Origin of the sequence: Gluconobacter sp. OJA (genome assembly GCF_039638325.1) — a bacterium.
Classification (GTDB): domain Bacteria; phylum Pseudomonadota; class Alphaproteobacteria; order Acetobacterales; family Acetobacteraceae; genus Gluconobacter; species Gluconobacter cerinus.
This window is the reverse complement of sequence record NZ_JBDIWI010000003.1, coordinates 48389-63309: the sequence shown is the minus strand read 5'-3', so window position 1 is coordinate 63309 and position 14921 is coordinate 48389. Positions and strand designations below refer to the sequence as shown.

The following is a 14921-nucleotide window of genomic DNA, read 5'->3' as shown; positions in this document are numbered from 1 at the left end:
TCAGGCGGTCAGGCTGTGCGCGAGGTGGGAGACCACACGCTCGATATGTTCGACCTCAAGCTGCCGCGTTGCCAGCGACAGCGTGGCCGTGCCGTAAGACCCGTCTTCGTCGGTGTCGTAATCAGCCTGCACGCGCCGGATAACGGTTTCGACGCAGTGCCAGACCACAAGGTCAAAGCTGTTCGGAAACAGAGGGGCAATCGTCTGGTCAGGCCCAAGCGCTGCAACGGCCTTCTCAAGGGACAGGTCTTCGAACAGATCCGGACTGTCGTCCGCTGTCACATGAAGCGTTGTCCACCAGCCTTCTTTGGCCTCGTACTCAACTTTGACCGTCTTCACGCCATGCGCTCGCATCGCGTCAAAGATCAGCGTCAGGTTTGCTCTGAGCGCCACTTCGGCCGCGGGTTGTCCTGCCGGGTCTGACACGCCTCTCTCCTTTTTTCTGTCGTGATGATCTCGGCGCGGGCACGGGGCGTGGCTTCGCGCAAGGCCGCGCGTCAGCGCGCCCGGCCTGAGCCTTGCGCGGAGCCGCGACCTGTGGCGGCTCGCTCTCTCATTTCCGCTTGTTTTCCCGCCCCTTCTCTTCTCCCTGAGGCAGGCAAGGCGGTGGCGGTTCAGTCGTAAAAAGGCAGCGTCTCGTCGATCGACCCGTCCCGATCGAAGTGGATGTAGTGGCAGTCCTGCTCTCGCGCCTGAACCATCAGGGCGGCCAGTTCGGGAGACACGTCCTGCGGGACGTCCTCCGCCTCGGTGGGAACATAAATCATCCAGCCATAAGGCCCGCCAAGACAGCTTCGCCCTGCTGTGCCCCCGCTGCTGAGATAAAGCTCGCACGCATCGCGTTCTGCGGCCGGAAGGTGCCCGGTACTGAGATCCAGGTGCCGGCAGACGACGCCTGCGGACGTCGGAAGAACTTCGCTCATGCCCGGGCCTCCGGCCGGACAATGAACGGGGTCAGGCAGGTCGCCCCTGTCCAGCGATGAAAGGCCAGAATCATCTCGCCATACTCGCGCGTCTTCGAAAGTGTCCCGTTCAGACGCCTGCGTCTGACATCCTCGGGTGTCAGCACAGGCAGCGCATGGCGGTCCACGAAGTCGGCCTCGGCCTGAGCGGCATCCGCATACGGGCCATGCCAGTCATTCCGGTTGACCGGATAGGCGTCCACGGTGCGCAGCAGCACCTCACCGCTCGGGTACGTGAAAATTTCCACATTCAGGCCGCACAGGACTTTGGAGACGGTCGTGGTTTGCGGGGACGTCTGATGGTCGCACATGCTCTCTTCCTCTGATCTCTCTTTCAACCTCTCCGCGGATGCAGGGGCTGCCCGGTGCGGCAAGGCCGCGCGCCAGCGCGCCCGGCCTGAGCCTTGCCGCACCGGGCGGGCCATGCCCGCCCCTTTCCCTCTTCTTATGCTGCCGCTTCTTCTTCCTCGCCTTCTCCCCCATTGTCGTTGACGCTCAGGCTCTCCATCGCGGCCAGGGCTTCCGCAGCATCCGCCTCTCGCCGCGCTGTATCCTCGGCCAGATCCGCCTCCAGAGACGCCATTTCCTCCTCCTTCTCCTCCAGAAGTGCGGCCTCGCGGAACGGCATCCCGTCACGGGCGCGGTAGCCGGGCAGCTTGCGCTCCGTCTCGGCAACCACACGCTGCGCATCCGCAAGCTCGCTGTCGAACCGCAGCAACGTGTTCTCGATGCGGGCGATGAACCCGAGCGGCGCAGTATCGTGATCGAAGTCGATCCCGATCATCCGGTCCTCGGCCACGATGGCGATGGTCGCGTCCCATTCCGTCTCACCCATGAACGTCGAGCTCCAGGTCTCACACACCAGCTCAAAACCGCCGATCTCGCCGAGTGTCCACCGGCCTTTCTGCTCGGCCCGTTTGGCGGTGCGCGCCTGACCCATCAGCCACCTGCCGGCATCCTGCCGCTCGGTCATCACATCCGACTTGCGCACAAGCTGGAACGCCTCGCCCCGTGTGGACTGGCGTTTCGCGATATCCGCCCGGATCTTCGGAATAACGGCTTCGGCCACCCTCTGATCACGCTCGGCCCGCTCGATCGCGCGACGCACGTTGAACTGGTCGTCGTAATGGGCGGCTTTGAGACGACGCAGACGGGCCAGCTCCGCTTCCAGTCCGGCCTTTTTCATCAGGCGTTCGTCGCCCGAGGCCAGGGCCTTCGCCATGGCAAACTGGTTCGCACTCTCGCCGATATCCTCCAGACGGCGGATCGACCGGTCTCCCGACATGGCCAGACACAGGAAGCGCTGCTTGCGCTCCAGAAGCTGCCAGTTCGTGGCATCCACCGAACCTTTCAGGGCATAGGCGTAAATCTGGATCACAGGGTTCTGGTTGCCCTGGCGTTCGATCCGCCCCTCACGCTGGATGATGTCGGCCACCAGCCAGGGCACATCGAGATGGTGCAGGGCAATCAGACGCTGCTGTGCGTTCACGCCCGTCCCCATTGTCGCACTCGAGCCGATCAGGATGCGTTTGCGCCCGGAATTGAGATCCCGGAACAATCCCTGCTTGGCGGCACTTTTCTTGTAGTGCTGCATGAAGGCGATCTGCTCGCGCGGCACGCCCATCCGCATCAGCTCGTCGCGGATCCACAGATAGGCCGAGAAGCCCCGTTTCTCCAGCGCGGCTTCCGTACCCAGATCCGAGAAGATCATCTGCACGGCCCCGGGCAGGTCATACGGCTTGCCAGTGTCGGGATCGGCGTAGCGGTTCTCGCTCGTCGCCTTCCAGATGTCGAAGACCCTCGCGATCATGACGTTCAGCTTGTTGCTGGTGTCATTGTCCTCCGAAGGTCGGACAAAGCGCAGATCAATCGCGGCGTGACGCGCATCGTTGATCACGGACAGGATGATATCCTCACCCTTCTGCGGCTTGCCCTTGCGCTCCTCGATCACCTTGATCCGCGCTTCCAGCTCCTTCTGGTAATCTCGGAAGGCGGGTCCGCTGTCTGCGACGATGATCTGTCGGCTGCCCGTGGCGATTTCAGGCAGTTTCACGTACTGGCGCAGATCGCCCTGCTGCACGACGTCCGCGAAATGCCGGTACATGGCCATCAGATCGGCCACGTTCACGAACTCCGCAAACCGCGTCACAGGCTTGTACAGCCCGCTCGGCTGAAGCTCGAGTTCCGTGCGGGTCTCCCCGAAATTGGCGGCCCAGGCGTCGAACTCGTGCAGGCCGCGCTCGATCAGGGCGTCGATCTGCTGGAAGCGCTGCACATTGTACATCTCGCCCAGGGTGTTCGTAATCGGCGAACCCGAGGCCATGATTAGCTCGCGACCGGGGTTGAGACGGCTGAGATAGCGGGCCTTGACGTACAGGTCCCAGGCCCGCCCGCTGCCATTCGGATCGACGCCCTTGAGGCTGGACTGGTTCGTGCCGAAGCTGAGCTTGCGGAACTGCTGCGCTTCATCCACGAGGATCTGGTCGATCCCGATCTCGCCAAGATGCACCAGATCGTCCTTGCGGCTGGCCAGCCCGTCCAGCTTCGCTTTCATCCCCTCCTTCATGCGCTCGATGCGTTTGCGCGAGATGCGGTCGTCGGCGTCGATCTCGCACAGCAGGCTCTCGTAAGACGCGATCTGCGCCTCGATCATCGCCTGCTCAAACGCGGTTTCGACCGGAATGAACTTGAAGGCATCATGCGTGATGATGATCGCATCCCACTGTCCCGTGGCCGCACGGGCGAGGAAGCGCTGGCGCTTGGCCTTCACGAAGTTCGTCTCATCCGCGACCAGGATTTTCGCGGTCGGATAGAGCATCAGGAACTCGCGGGCCATCTGCGCCAGACAATGTCCCGGCACCACAACCATGGCCTTCGAGATCAGGCCGAGACGGCGCTGCTCCATAATGGCCGCGCACATCGAGAAGGTTTTTCCAGACCCCACCGCGTGGGCCATGTAAGTGTTGCCCGTGGCAATGATGCGCCAGACCACCCGCTTCTGGTGGGCGCGCAGCTGGATCGTGGTGCTGGCCCCGGGCAACTGCAGATGTGAGCCGTCAAAGGCGCGGGGGACGAGGTTGTTGTAGGTGTCGTTATACAGCCGCACCAGACGCTCGGCGCGCTCCGGGTCCTGCCACACCCAGGTCTGGAAGGCCGTCTTGATGGCGGCGAGCTTTTCCTTGGCGGCCTCGGTCTCCTGGGCATTCAGCTGCCGGTGCTCACCGCTCTCGTCGCGCCAGGTGTCCCAGATCTGCGGGATGGCCTGGTTGAGCGCATCCTCGATCAGTTCCCCTGCGGGACGCCGTTCGGTGCCCCAGACGGACGTCGCCTCCGCCTTGCCCCGGAACGGTCCCTTGTCCAGGGTCCAGGACGCCACCTCCTTCGTGTGCCACACGCCAGCGCCGACCCCGATGACCTCGGCAATGAAGCCCTCAATGTCATCGGTCGGAATCCACGGTGCCCCCAGACGCGCCGTAATGTCGCTCGGTCGCAGATCCTCGGGCTGGGCCTCTTCCAGCGCGGCCACGGTCCGGGCAAAGCGGGGATCGGTCTCGGCCGCCTTGCGGGCCTCCGCCAGTTTCGTGCGCACCGCGCCTGACAGCGCCTCATCGGCTGGCACCCACACATCGCGTCCGGGCTGGCTGCGTCCGGCATCGAGATAGATGGCACTGCCCAGCTCGGCGATGACCTCGTCCTCGGACCGCCCCAGCAGTTCGGCAATGCGCGGGATCTCCACGACACCCGTCTCATGCAGGCAGACCGCAAGCGCGTCATGGGCGCTGTGCACCTCCGGCTCCAGCGTTGCCTGGATCACACGCTCGGAGAACAGCGGCCCCTGTGTGCCGACCTGCCGGTCCTCGTCGTACTCCTCAATCGAGCTGACCAGCCAGACGTCCGGATCGTCGTAGAAGGGCTGGAGGTTCGGACGCCGCTGCGTGGTGCTCTCGTCCCCGGTCCTGGGATCAATGCGCGTGCTGGTCAGCGTCAGGTTGATCGGGCCGAACTGTCGCACGAACGTCTGATAGGCGCGCTTGAGGTCGGCCTGGAGCGCGCTGTAGGGCAGGTTCTCCACCTGGGCGCGCAGGACCGCACGGGCGGCATCGCGGACCGGAATCAGGCCTTCGATGATGCGCGCGTGCTTCTGGAAAATACCGTCCTTCTGCTCGCCTTTCTTCACCTTCACCGGCATCGACTGGCCGTCGATGATCTGGTGCAGCGTCCCCTTCTCGATCAGGTAGCTGCCTTCCTTGAGGCTCGCCCCCTCCCCTGCCGTGCCGACATCCGCACGTCGGCTTTCCCGCAGCGCCTCGACGTCGAGCGTCTGCGGCACCGGAAAGCGTGCCAGTCCGGCCAGACGGGAGAGTGCGCTCGGCAGGGCGTCGTCGAGCATCAGCATCGGGTTCGGTGCGCAGGTGTATTCCGGCCCGAACTGCCCGCTCGTCCAGCCGTGCCGACCCAGCACCTGCTGGCCGTTCTCCGCAAAATAGCGGTTGATGCTGAGCGGTCCCTCCCCCTCGTCGGTATCGGACAGGTCCGCAACGTCCAGCCAGGCGGTGTCGCCTGGGGTGTCTCCGATCTCGCGACGGCGCAGGACCAGCACGTCCACGACCACGTCAGTCCCGGCATCATCGCGCATTGCGCCAGCCGGCAAGCGAACCGCCCCGACCAGGTCCGCCGTTTCGAACAGGTGCCGGCGCGCAGTGGCGTCGCGCTTGTCCATCGTCCACCGTGACGTCACGAACAGACTCATGGCACCAGGACGCAGGCGGGAGACAGAGCGTGCGATGAAGTAGTCATGCAGGGACAGGCCAAGCCGTCCCAGTTCGTCCGTGCCGCGCACCGTGCGGTTGCTGAACGGCGGGTTGCCGATGGCGAGGTCGAACTGCTCGGCAATCTTCGCCGTCGTGAAGTCTTCAGACCGCACCCACTGGTTCGGAAACAGCTTGCGGGCGATGCGGGCCGTCAGAGGGTCGTTCTCGATCGCCGTCCAGGCCGTCTTGGGGGCAAGTTTCTCCGGGATCGCGCCCATGAACAGACCCGTGCCACAGCCCGGCTCCAGCGCACGTCCGCCGCGGAACCCCATCTGCGCCACCAGATCCCACAGCGCATGCACAATCAGTTCCGGCGTGTAATGGGCGTACTGCGTGGCCCGCGCCAGTCCGGCCCGCTCCTGCTGGCTCGTCAGCGTCTCAAGCTGCACCCCGATCTCTTCCCAGCCCTGACGGAACGCTTCGCCCGGACGGGGGAACAGGCTGTTGGCCAGCTCGCCGGCTCCAAATCCCGTAAACTTCGCCAGCAAAGCCTGTTCGGAGGGCGTTGCATTGCGGCCGTCCGTTTCCAGTTCAGTCAGAAGACGGATGGCAGCGAGATTGTCCCGCGCCCGCGCTTTCCAGCCCTGGGACAGGTCACGTGTGCCACACAGGCGGAAGTCGATCTTCGGCGCCACGACCGGGGCTGCAGCGGCTTCTTTCGCGAGGGACGCGGCCTCGTCGAGCGCACGATCTCCGGGCAGGTCGCCCCAGAACAGGGTGTTGCTGCCGCCACCCAGGGCGGAGGTGTCGAAAAAGCTGAGCTGGGTCTTGCTCATGGGAGAAACTCCGGACAAGCGGCAGCGCCCGGTGCTGCACGGGGGCAGACCGGGGGGCCGGAAAACAAACAGGATGGGTTTGGGCGAAAGGCGCTCAGGCCTTCCGGATCAGGTCACAGTGGACCGAAGCGCAGGGAGATCTGTTCGCGCTCACTGTGGGATAGACGCGACAGGGCCTCACGGTGATAAGGCGATCCCTGACGGGCCTGACGGGCGACCTGCCACCAGGCATTCTGGTCCGAGCAGGTCACGCCGCGCAGCTGGGTGTCGGCGTGCTCGGGGCCGCAGCCTTCGAGAATGGTCCAGCCCTCGCGATGGGCCTGAACCAGACTGAACGGCTGTGTGGGGGTTTGGCGTGTGAGGGCCATGACGGGCATCGTCTGCTGTCTCCTTTCTGACCCTTTCCGGCGAGCGCGGCGTCGTTCTGGGCGGCAAGGGCGACGCGTCAGCGTCGGGACCGCCCGGCCCGCAGCGGCCCGCGAGGACACGGACGGACCCACCCCTTGCGGCACAGGGCGATCCCGTGCTGCCTGCCCTTCTTTCCTTCCTTTTCTTTCTTCTTTTTCTTTTACGGTCCGCGTCTTCTGCGATGTGTGCTCTCACGATCAAAGAAACATGACCGTGTTTCGACGCGGCTCAGGGAACTGTTAATATCTGAGGCAGTAATAGTCGTAACGACTTGCAGTCATGACCTGAAGGAGCCATGTCCAGAGCTCTTCCAGAACCTTGAGGGACATTTATGACCGACCTGACCGAGACCACGGCACACCCTCATGCCGATCTTCTGCCACTCACCGCCGACATTGTGGCGGCCTATCTGTCGCAGAACGACCTGTCGGCAGAGCACCTGCCCGCACTGATCCGCAGCGTGCATGACGCCCTCGCGACGCCGTCCACGCCGGAGCCTGTCGCGGAAGAAGCCCCGACCCCCGCCGTGAACCCGAAGCGCTCCGTGTTTCCGGACTACATCATCTGCCTGGAAGACGGGAAAAAGCTGAAGATGCTCCGCCGTCATCTCAAAACGGCCTACAACATGACCCCGGAGGAGTACCGGGCCCGGTGGGGCCTGCCGAGCGAGTATCCCATGGTAGCACCCACCTATTCCGAGAAGCGCTCGTCCCTTGCCCGCGAGATTGGCCTGGGCTCTACGACCCGCGCCTCTTCACCGCAGGAGCCCTCCCCTGAGGAAGACACCCTTCCTCCGGTAAAGAAGCTTCCCGAGAAACGTCGCGGCCGTCCGGCTCGCGCCTGAGACTAGACCGGCCCTCCCCCGGTGCCGAAGGCTCCGGCCGGGAGGATCCAGTCCTCTGTCAGAACCGTCTGCAACGGACGGTCTGACAGGCAGGCGGCGACCAGGTCGGGCCGCGACCGGGCTTCCTGATAGACCGTCCCTTCGGACGACAGCTGTTCGAGCCCCCTGTCACGTTTGATCGTGCAGCCGAAGTCCTTTTCATATCTGACCAATCTCGCAAACCGGTTCGCATCCATCCATTTCAGGGTGGCGAACTGGTCTGCATTGCCGAAGATGCAGAAGGCGCAGGACAGGCGCGAAAATCCGGCCTGATAAGGATAGGCTGGCATGACGCGCCAGCGCCTGAGAATGTCCCAGACCTCCGCCTCGGACCAGGCGTGCACGGGCCTCCAGTGGTCGACATACCGACGACGACGCGTCCCGTTTCTCGTGTCGGTGCGGTGAGGCTCAAAAGCCGCATATCGAGCCCGTGCGGGACTCTCTTCAGCACGCTCGCCTGTGACCATGAGGGTACGTCGGTTCAGGAACCGCTCCTGTCCCCGCAAGGCACGATCGGCCACATCAACCTTGAGGCTCGCCGAACACCAGCGCACGGAAAGGCTGGCCGAGACCTGGGGAAAGCGCAGGCGGGTTCCGTTCTGGCCCAGCCCTCCGGCGACGACGCGCCCCTCCGGGGTCTCGAAGACCACGGGCGCGGTCGGCATATCGTGGCGCAGCATTTCGCGCTCGAAGCCGCCCTTGCGCCAGGAGCGGTAGAGCGGCAGGCTGAAATCCCGCGCCAGGGCTGCGACATACGGGCCTGTGGAGGGCCAGTCCATGAAGGACCGCCCTGCCCCATCCACCTCGTGATGCCAGAGCTCGATGCGGTCCACAGCAGCACCGGCTTCCAGCAGAGCGAGCAGACAGGCCGTGCCGTCCTTGCCTCCCGACACGGCGATAATGATGCGGTCATAGGATGCGAGATCCGGGCTCATGATGTCCACCGACTGACCGGGGCGCCTGTCCGCACCGAGCGGCACATTAGAGCGTGGGCGATCGGGCGTTCCCGCAGCAGCAGCGGCTTTTCGTGGCGACCGTCCCAGGTCAGGCCGTCGCACCGTTTGAGCAGCCCCATCTGGACGGCGGCTTCGTCGCGACAGGCGCACACGCGTTCATTGCCACCGGAGCTACGTCGGCAGGGTTCATCCGCAGGAGCGCCACAAGCCGCGCAGGCAATCGTCAGCGCTGGATCGCCCTCTTCCCAGTGCATGTTGCAGCGCCGACAGGTTGTGGGCTCCTGGGTATCCGTCCAGCGCATCGGAGGCCGGCCACGAGGTGTTGGGACATAGGGGAACTGGTAGCGTTGCATGATGCTCGATCCATCTCTGGTTCTTCAAACATCATCGCGACGGTCAGGCAGACGACCGGGGTGCAACAGTGCCGCGCAGCGGCAGGATCGGCGTCACCCGGACCCACGCACAGGCGGCGCAGCCGACGAGCATGGGGAGGACGGACGGCGACCCACCTGTTGCAGCACGGGCGGCTGACAGGCAGCGGCTCTCTCTTTTGGTCCTCCTTTTTCTATTCAGCAATTTCGCATCTCTTTAGTTGACAGCTGTCAACTGGCCTCGTTATATGCGGTCATATTACCTCCCGGCGCGCGATACCGCATCTGGCGCGACGTTCCGCACCCAAAAGAAAGCCGACGTGCATGTCCTCTCCAGCTAATATCAACCCAAACCTGGCCAGCGGCGTAGACGAATTACTCTCGCAGCAAGCACGAGCTCTCTCTGAGCGTCTGCAGGCGCACCGGCTCGAACTCTTTCCCCCCAATGCCTCAAAGACACTTCGGTCGTTCCAAATCGGGGAAGTCGCCAAACTGTTGGGCTTGGCGCCTGGATATTTGCGGAATTTAGCACTTGAGGGGAAGGGCCCCCTTCCTGCCATCGGCAACGGTGGTCGGCGTCACTACACAGCCGAGCAGATCTCCGACTTGCGTCGTTATCTCGATCAGAACTCACGCAGCCAGAAGCGATATGTTCCTTGCCGTAGCGGGAGCGAGGGCCTGCAGGTTATCTCGGTTGTTAACTTCAAAGGTGGAAGCGGAAAGACCACATCCGCAGCTCACTTAGCACAGGGTCTCGCGTTGGACGGCTTGAGAGTTTTGGCAATTGACCTTGACCCTCAGGCTAGCCTTTCGGCGCTACATGGCTTTCAGCCAGAGTTCGATGTCCATGCGAATGAGACATTATATGGAGCCATTCGCTACGATGACGAGCGGCGTCCACTGTCGGATCTCGTCCGCAATACGAACTTTCCGGGATTAGATATCGTACCAGGAAACATTGAGCTCATGGAGTTCGAGTATGAGACGCCTCGGCTGTTGGCGTCTTCTGACCAAGCTGGCGCAATCTTTTTCTCACGTGTCGACGAAGCCCTTCAGGACGTCGAGGAGAACTACGACGTAATAGTCATCGATTGCCCGCCTCAGCTTGGCTATCTCACCATGTCTGCTGTGTGCGCAGCAACAGGGCTTCTCGTAACTGTGCACCCTCAAATGCTAGATGTAATGTCGATGTGTCAGTTTCTGCTCATGATGGGCGACGTAATGACACATCTGCGCGACGCTGGTGCAAACGTGTCTTATGACTGGGTCCGGTATCTTCTTACGCGTTACGAACCTTCTGATGGCCCCCAAACGCAGATGTCCGGATTTATGCGGACGGTGTTTGGGGATCACGTTCTCACCAATCCGATGTTGAAAAGCACCGCTGTCTCTGACGCAGCAATCACCAAGCAGACGCTGTTCGAGATCGAGCGTAAGCAATTTACCGGCTCAACCTACGATCGTGCGCTTGAATCTGTAAACGCGGTTAATGGCGAGATTAGGGACCTGATTTTTAGGGCGTGGGGTCGCAAAAGCTGACCTCCGTGGCAGGGGGACGCCGAAGTTGACAGCTGTCAACTAATGGCTGGTCGCGTCAAAAGTTGGCAGCTGTCAACCAAAATGCACACCAATTCGGATTTCGCAGAACTTCTGCACGAAAATGCAAATAGGGAACGAGAACAATGGCAAGAAAGCATAATTTGGGTAGTCTGGTCTCCGCGCAATCGTCGGCTCCGAGCAAAACGCAAGCGCCCTCACCGACATCGCTATCAGGGTCCTATCGCAGTAGCGGAGCACTTGGGTCAGTAGCGAAGAGCCTTGGGTCTCTTCGACAAAAGGCAGACGAAGCCGCTGAGCTAGAAATTCTCCTAAAGACAGGAGCGACCATCATTGAGCTCTCGCCAGACCTCGTCGAGACGTCCTTTGTCTCAGATCGTATGCCTGGCAATGAGGAGGCATACCTTCAGCTACGAGACGCGATTAAGAGCACAGGACAGCTCTCTCCAATTCTGGTCCGCCCGCACCCCACTAAAGCGGGTCATTATCAAACCGCTTATGGCCACCGTCGTCTACGCGCTTGCCGTGAGCTGGGCTTGAGTGTCAAAGCCGCAGTGAAGGAGTTATCGGACCACGACCTCATTATCGCTCAGGGGCAGGAAAATAGCGCGAGGGCGGATCTCTCCTTCATTGAGAGAGCGACATTTGCCCACAGCCTCCTTAAACGAGGATATGAACGCTCTACAATTATGACTGCTCTTAGCACCGACAAAACAACGTTATCGCGTATGCTCTCGGTGTCCGAAGCTATCCCGCATATCTTAATTGAGTGGCTTGGACCTTGTCCGACTATTGGCCGCCCACGCTGGCAAGAGCTGGCCGAAAGTCTCAAGGCGTCGCCAAATCAGACATCGTGGGAAACGTTTATCGGGGCTTCCGGCAAAACGGAGGATGTAGATAAATTCGCCGAGCTACTTGATCAGGTACAGGATCGAGCAAGGCAAGCGCGCCAGTTGGAAAAGCAGAGCATTAGGCCGGTGAATAAAGCTGCTCCAACGGCGAGTTGGGTGTCGACCGACAAAGTCCTCACGATCGATCTGGAGGCAAAAAAGCGGGCCACAAATCTTGTATTCAAATCGGCTGACGCGTCAGAATTTGCAAGCTTTGTTATGACTGCAGTTCCTGATCTTTATGAGCGGTTTAAAGCACAGACGACCGAAAAGGATAAAGCCAAGAACTAGGAGGAAACGGGAGGCGGGGAGGGCGATAATACGAGCCCTCGCTCGGTCACAGCGACCTTTGCAGAACGATAAGCGGCGAGGGCAAGCCCCAAAGGTTCCTTGAACTCAGCCTTAAACGATTTGAGAGTTTTAAATTCGGTTCCGAACTGCTTCCACAGCGAACCCCAGCCTACAGGGGTATCCCCTTGCAGGGCGTGTAGTCGGAAAGCTAACCACAGATACGCATCGATAGCTCTTGGCGAGTTCTGTATGTCACGAATTGCCGCGCGGTCGATAAGAATGGGATGCCTTCGCAGCTCCCGATAGAAGGCCTCCGACAACACGACTGTTTCAATCATGCGAGTATTTCTTTTCGTTCTGGGGTCTACCTCCCCAACGTAACGAAACGACTCAACGAGACGCTCATTGACGACAACGCCTTCGCGGTCGTTTCCAAATTTAAAGTCAACGGTGCAGGTCGCCAGCCTTTCGATTTGCTCGACCAGTTTTTTGCTAATAGGACCTCCGCGACTAAGCCCCATCCTTTTGAGTAAAGATGCAGGAGATTTTGCTAGCGAGATTTCCCGTGACCCCGTTTCAAGAGCCTCGGATTGCCAGTCGATCAAGAGCAACCTAGCGATTGTCCCGCACGGAACTGACAGTTTTTCAGTTGAATCGTCATCTCGCAGTCGAACACCTGGTCGAACTAGCAACTGAGCAAAGTCCGTTTTTATTAGCCAGTCTTCACCTGGTTTTCGTTCTCGGTGGGGAAGACCGGCAAGACACCATGCGCTATAACTATAACCTATTGAACTGCCACCCTCGATTTCGCGAACCAAAGATGACGCGGCAGCGTCTACAATCTTACGCCCGGATCTGCCTGCAACGACTTCAAGTATCGGGTCAGTCAGAGCGGACGCTTCGCTGTCTTTTTCTAGCGAATGGCTCTGAGCGATTTTGATAGCGTCTTGAGGGCCATGTACTTCCACCAGCTCGTGGATTGATCTGAACAGATCGTGCTGTGACTTAGCGTTAGAGTGCATAATGCGATTTCCAGCAGATCCTCAATAAGCTCAGAAACACACATCATCAGGGCCTTGTCGATGTGTTCGTTGCTTTCCCTCCTAGATGTGTTCGGTGCCTACCTGCGTCACGTAGCGTGGTTGTGTTTCTTGCCGACTTAACAATAGAAAAATTATATTGTTATTATATTGTTTCGTCGGCAGAGAACACGTTGATAACTCCGTAACCCACTGAAAAAACGTCTTGTTTTTTTTCCTTAAATTAGCGTCGTAGGCAGAAAACACTTCACCGATCTTGGCTTTTAACGCGAACCGTCTGAAAAAACCCGTGCCGGTAGGCAACGAACACAGGGAAAACCCTGACGCCAGCGGAAAGCATCAAACACAACTTTTGGCGGTTTTTCATGGTCGGGAACGAACACATCGACAGCGGCGCACGATTCGATGGTAGGCAGTGAACACATCTAACGGTGTGAAACAGATAGGCGCCTTCAGGTAGCATGACGTCAAAACCGACTTCGTCCAGGATGTTTGGTCATAGCATCCTCGACCTCGATATATTTCTCCACCACGCCGAAGGTCTGGTGCCTGGAGAAACGCTTGAGCGAGACAAGATCCGTGCCGTCACGAGCGCCTGTGGTGATCGCTCCGCGTCGCAGGCTGTGTCCGCTGAAATCGCCTGTCACTCCCGCATCCAGGCACCGCTTCTGTATGATCCGGGCCACAGACCGGTCAGACAGCGCCTCTGAACCCATCGCGGGCGGGGCAGGAGGCTGACCGGCCTCGGCAGTAGGCGGGAGCCACACCCGCCGGAAAACCGGTCCCTTGGCGTCGGCCAGTTTCGCCTTCCGAAGCCACGCTTCATAGGCCCGGACCGGACACAGGGCAGTAATGCCGCGCGGGATGGCGACTTCGACACCCTGACTGGTCCGGTCCCCCTTGGACCGGTCCAGCCGGATCCGCATCCCGTCATCATCGAGCGCTACATTCTCCAGGCACAGCGCCGCCACTTCGGACCGTCGGAGGGCGCCGGCAAAGCCGAGCAGAAGAATGGCCCTGTCGCGGACGCCCACGAGCTCGGTGCTATCGATCTGCTCAATGACCTCGCTCAACAGATCCCAGGTCAGTCCCTTGACCTGACGGGACGCGCTTCCCGTCGACGTCCTGCGAATACCCGCAACCGTTTCGGACACAAGGGCATGGGAGGTCGGGACGGGGACCTGAGCGATATGATGCAGATAGCGCAGTGCGGCACGGTGCAGATCCACCGTCGCGGGTCGCTTCTTCTGCAGCGCAAGATCAGCCAGATAGGCGGCGACATCCTCGCTGCGGGCGGGCAGGGCAGGGAGCCCATGTCCTGCCGCCCATGCGCACCAGGAGCGCACGGCCGAGCGATAGGTCCGGCGTGTGTTCATTGCCTTCGCCGCCCGGGAATAGGTTTTCGAGGCACGCTCCGCCGTGACCAGCGTTCCATCATAGTCGGGCAGCGCCTCGTCGGTCAGGGCATCGAACCACAGCAGAACCGCCGCAGACTGTTGACCTAAAGGAGAGGCCAGAGGGGCCAGCGTAACTGCCTGCGATCCTGCCTTGCGCCGCTTGGTCGCCTTTGGCTTGAACCAGGCGACGAAGATGGGATCGGGTTCGAGGTCCAGAGCGATCGCCAGGTCGTGCCCGGAGGGCAGGGTGGTTACATGGGCACTGGCAATCGCCAGAGCGTCTTCAGCCGTTTCCACATTGGTGGCCAGGACCGTGTCCTCGGCAAATTCGTTATGCCGGTATTCGATGCCGCGAATGACCAGAGACAGGCGAGGGGAGAAGCGACCGGTGGACAGGAGCGCGACAGAGTTTTCCAGACTGCCGGCAGGAAGCTGCTGTCGGGTCTTCTGGTCCAGCCGGTCCATGAGGGCCTCACGGGCAGCCTTTGCCGAGCCTGCGATGTGAAGATGGCTGAGCATGGAAACCTCCGTGAAACCTGAACTCGGCTCCTGATAGCACGAAGCCCGGGGCAGCGCAGA

The 14921-nt window shown here is 61.0% G+C and carries 12 protein-coding genes; 3 read left to right on the top strand and 9 right to left on the bottom strand.

Annotated features, from left to right (window positions below; translation table 11 throughout):
* From ABDK75_RS14280 to ABDK75_RS14260, 5 genes are all read right to left on the bottom strand, one after another.
* Entirely contained in the window at positions 1-426 is a 426-nt protein-coding gene (locus ABDK75_RS14280; RefSeq protein ID WP_346006234.1) for a hypothetical protein, read from the bottom strand.
* 188 nt (positions 427-614) lie between these two features.
* A complete protein-coding gene (locus ABDK75_RS14275; RefSeq protein WP_346006233.1) occupies positions 615-923 on the bottom strand; it encodes a hypothetical protein in 309 nt (102 codons plus the stop codon).
* On the bottom strand, positions 920-1387 hold the full coding sequence (locus tag ABDK75_RS14270) for a hypothetical protein (RefSeq protein WP_346006232.1): 468 nt from the start codon (positions 1385-1387) through the stop codon (positions 920-922). Before ABDK75_RS14270 ends, ABDK75_RS14275 begins: the two co-directional genes overlap by 4 nt.
* Before the next feature lie 20 nt (positions 1388-1407).
* Complete coding sequence (locus ABDK75_RS14265; protein WP_346006231.1) at positions 1408-6549, bottom strand: DEAD/DEAH box helicase family protein; 5142 nt, start codon at positions 6547-6549, stop codon at positions 1408-1410.
* 113 nt (positions 6550-6662) lie between these two features.
* Positions 6663-6926, bottom strand: coding sequence for a hypothetical protein (locus tag ABDK75_RS14260; protein ID WP_346006230.1), 264 nt, complete (start codon positions 6924-6926; stop codon positions 6663-6665).
* Between the two features lie 362 nt (positions 6927-7288).
* Between ABDK75_RS14260 and ABDK75_RS14255 the strand changes: the two genes are divergently transcribed.
* Positions 7289-7801 (top strand): MucR family transcriptional regulator, encoded by a 513-nt coding sequence (locus tag ABDK75_RS14255; RefSeq protein ID WP_346006229.1) that lies wholly within the window; start codon positions 7289-7291, stop codon positions 7799-7801.
* A gap of 2 nt (positions 7802-7803) precedes the next feature.
* Here ABDK75_RS14255 and ABDK75_RS14250 read toward each other — a convergent pair whose 3' ends face one another.
* Together ABDK75_RS14250 and ABDK75_RS14245 are read right to left on the bottom strand one after the other, a co-directional pair.
* Positions 7804-8775, bottom strand: coding sequence for a phosphoadenosine phosphosulfate reductase family protein (locus ABDK75_RS14250; protein WP_346006228.1), 972 nt, complete (start codon positions 8773-8775; stop codon positions 7804-7806).
* On the bottom strand, positions 8772-9149 hold the full coding sequence (locus tag ABDK75_RS14245; RefSeq protein ID WP_346006227.1) for a hypothetical protein: 378 nt from the start codon (positions 9147-9149) through the stop codon (positions 8772-8774). The genes ABDK75_RS14250 and ABDK75_RS14245 overlap by 4 nt, the downstream gene beginning before the upstream one ends.
* 342 nt (positions 9150-9491) lie before the next feature.
* Here ABDK75_RS14245 and repA point away from each other — a divergent pair, with 342 nt between their 5' ends.
* Together repA and repB are read left to right on the top strand one after the other, a co-directional pair.
* A complete protein-coding gene (gene repA / locus ABDK75_RS14240) occupies positions 9492-10706 on the top strand; it encodes a plasmid partitioning protein RepA (RefSeq protein ID WP_153431516.1) in 1215 nt (404 codons plus the stop codon).
* Between the two features lie 143 nt (positions 10707-10849).
* A complete protein-coding gene (gene repB, locus ABDK75_RS14235; RefSeq protein WP_211578692.1) occupies positions 10850-11905 on the top strand; it encodes a plasmid partitioning protein RepB in 1056 nt (351 codons plus the stop codon).
* Here the strand turns inward: repB and ABDK75_RS14230 are convergent.
* Complete coding sequence (locus ABDK75_RS14230; RefSeq protein WP_211578694.1) at positions 11902-12927, bottom strand: replication protein RepA; 1026 nt, start codon at positions 12925-12927, stop codon at positions 11902-11904. The genes repB and ABDK75_RS14230 overlap by 4 nt on opposite strands.
* A gap of 485 nt (positions 12928-13412) precedes the next feature.
* Positions 13413-14861 carry a site-specific integrase gene (locus ABDK75_RS14225; RefSeq protein WP_346006226.1) on the bottom strand — a complete coding sequence of 483 codons (1449 nt, stop codon included), beginning with the start codon at positions 14859-14861 and terminating at the stop codon, positions 13413-13415.
* Between the last annotated feature and the right edge of the window lie 60 nt (positions 14862-14921).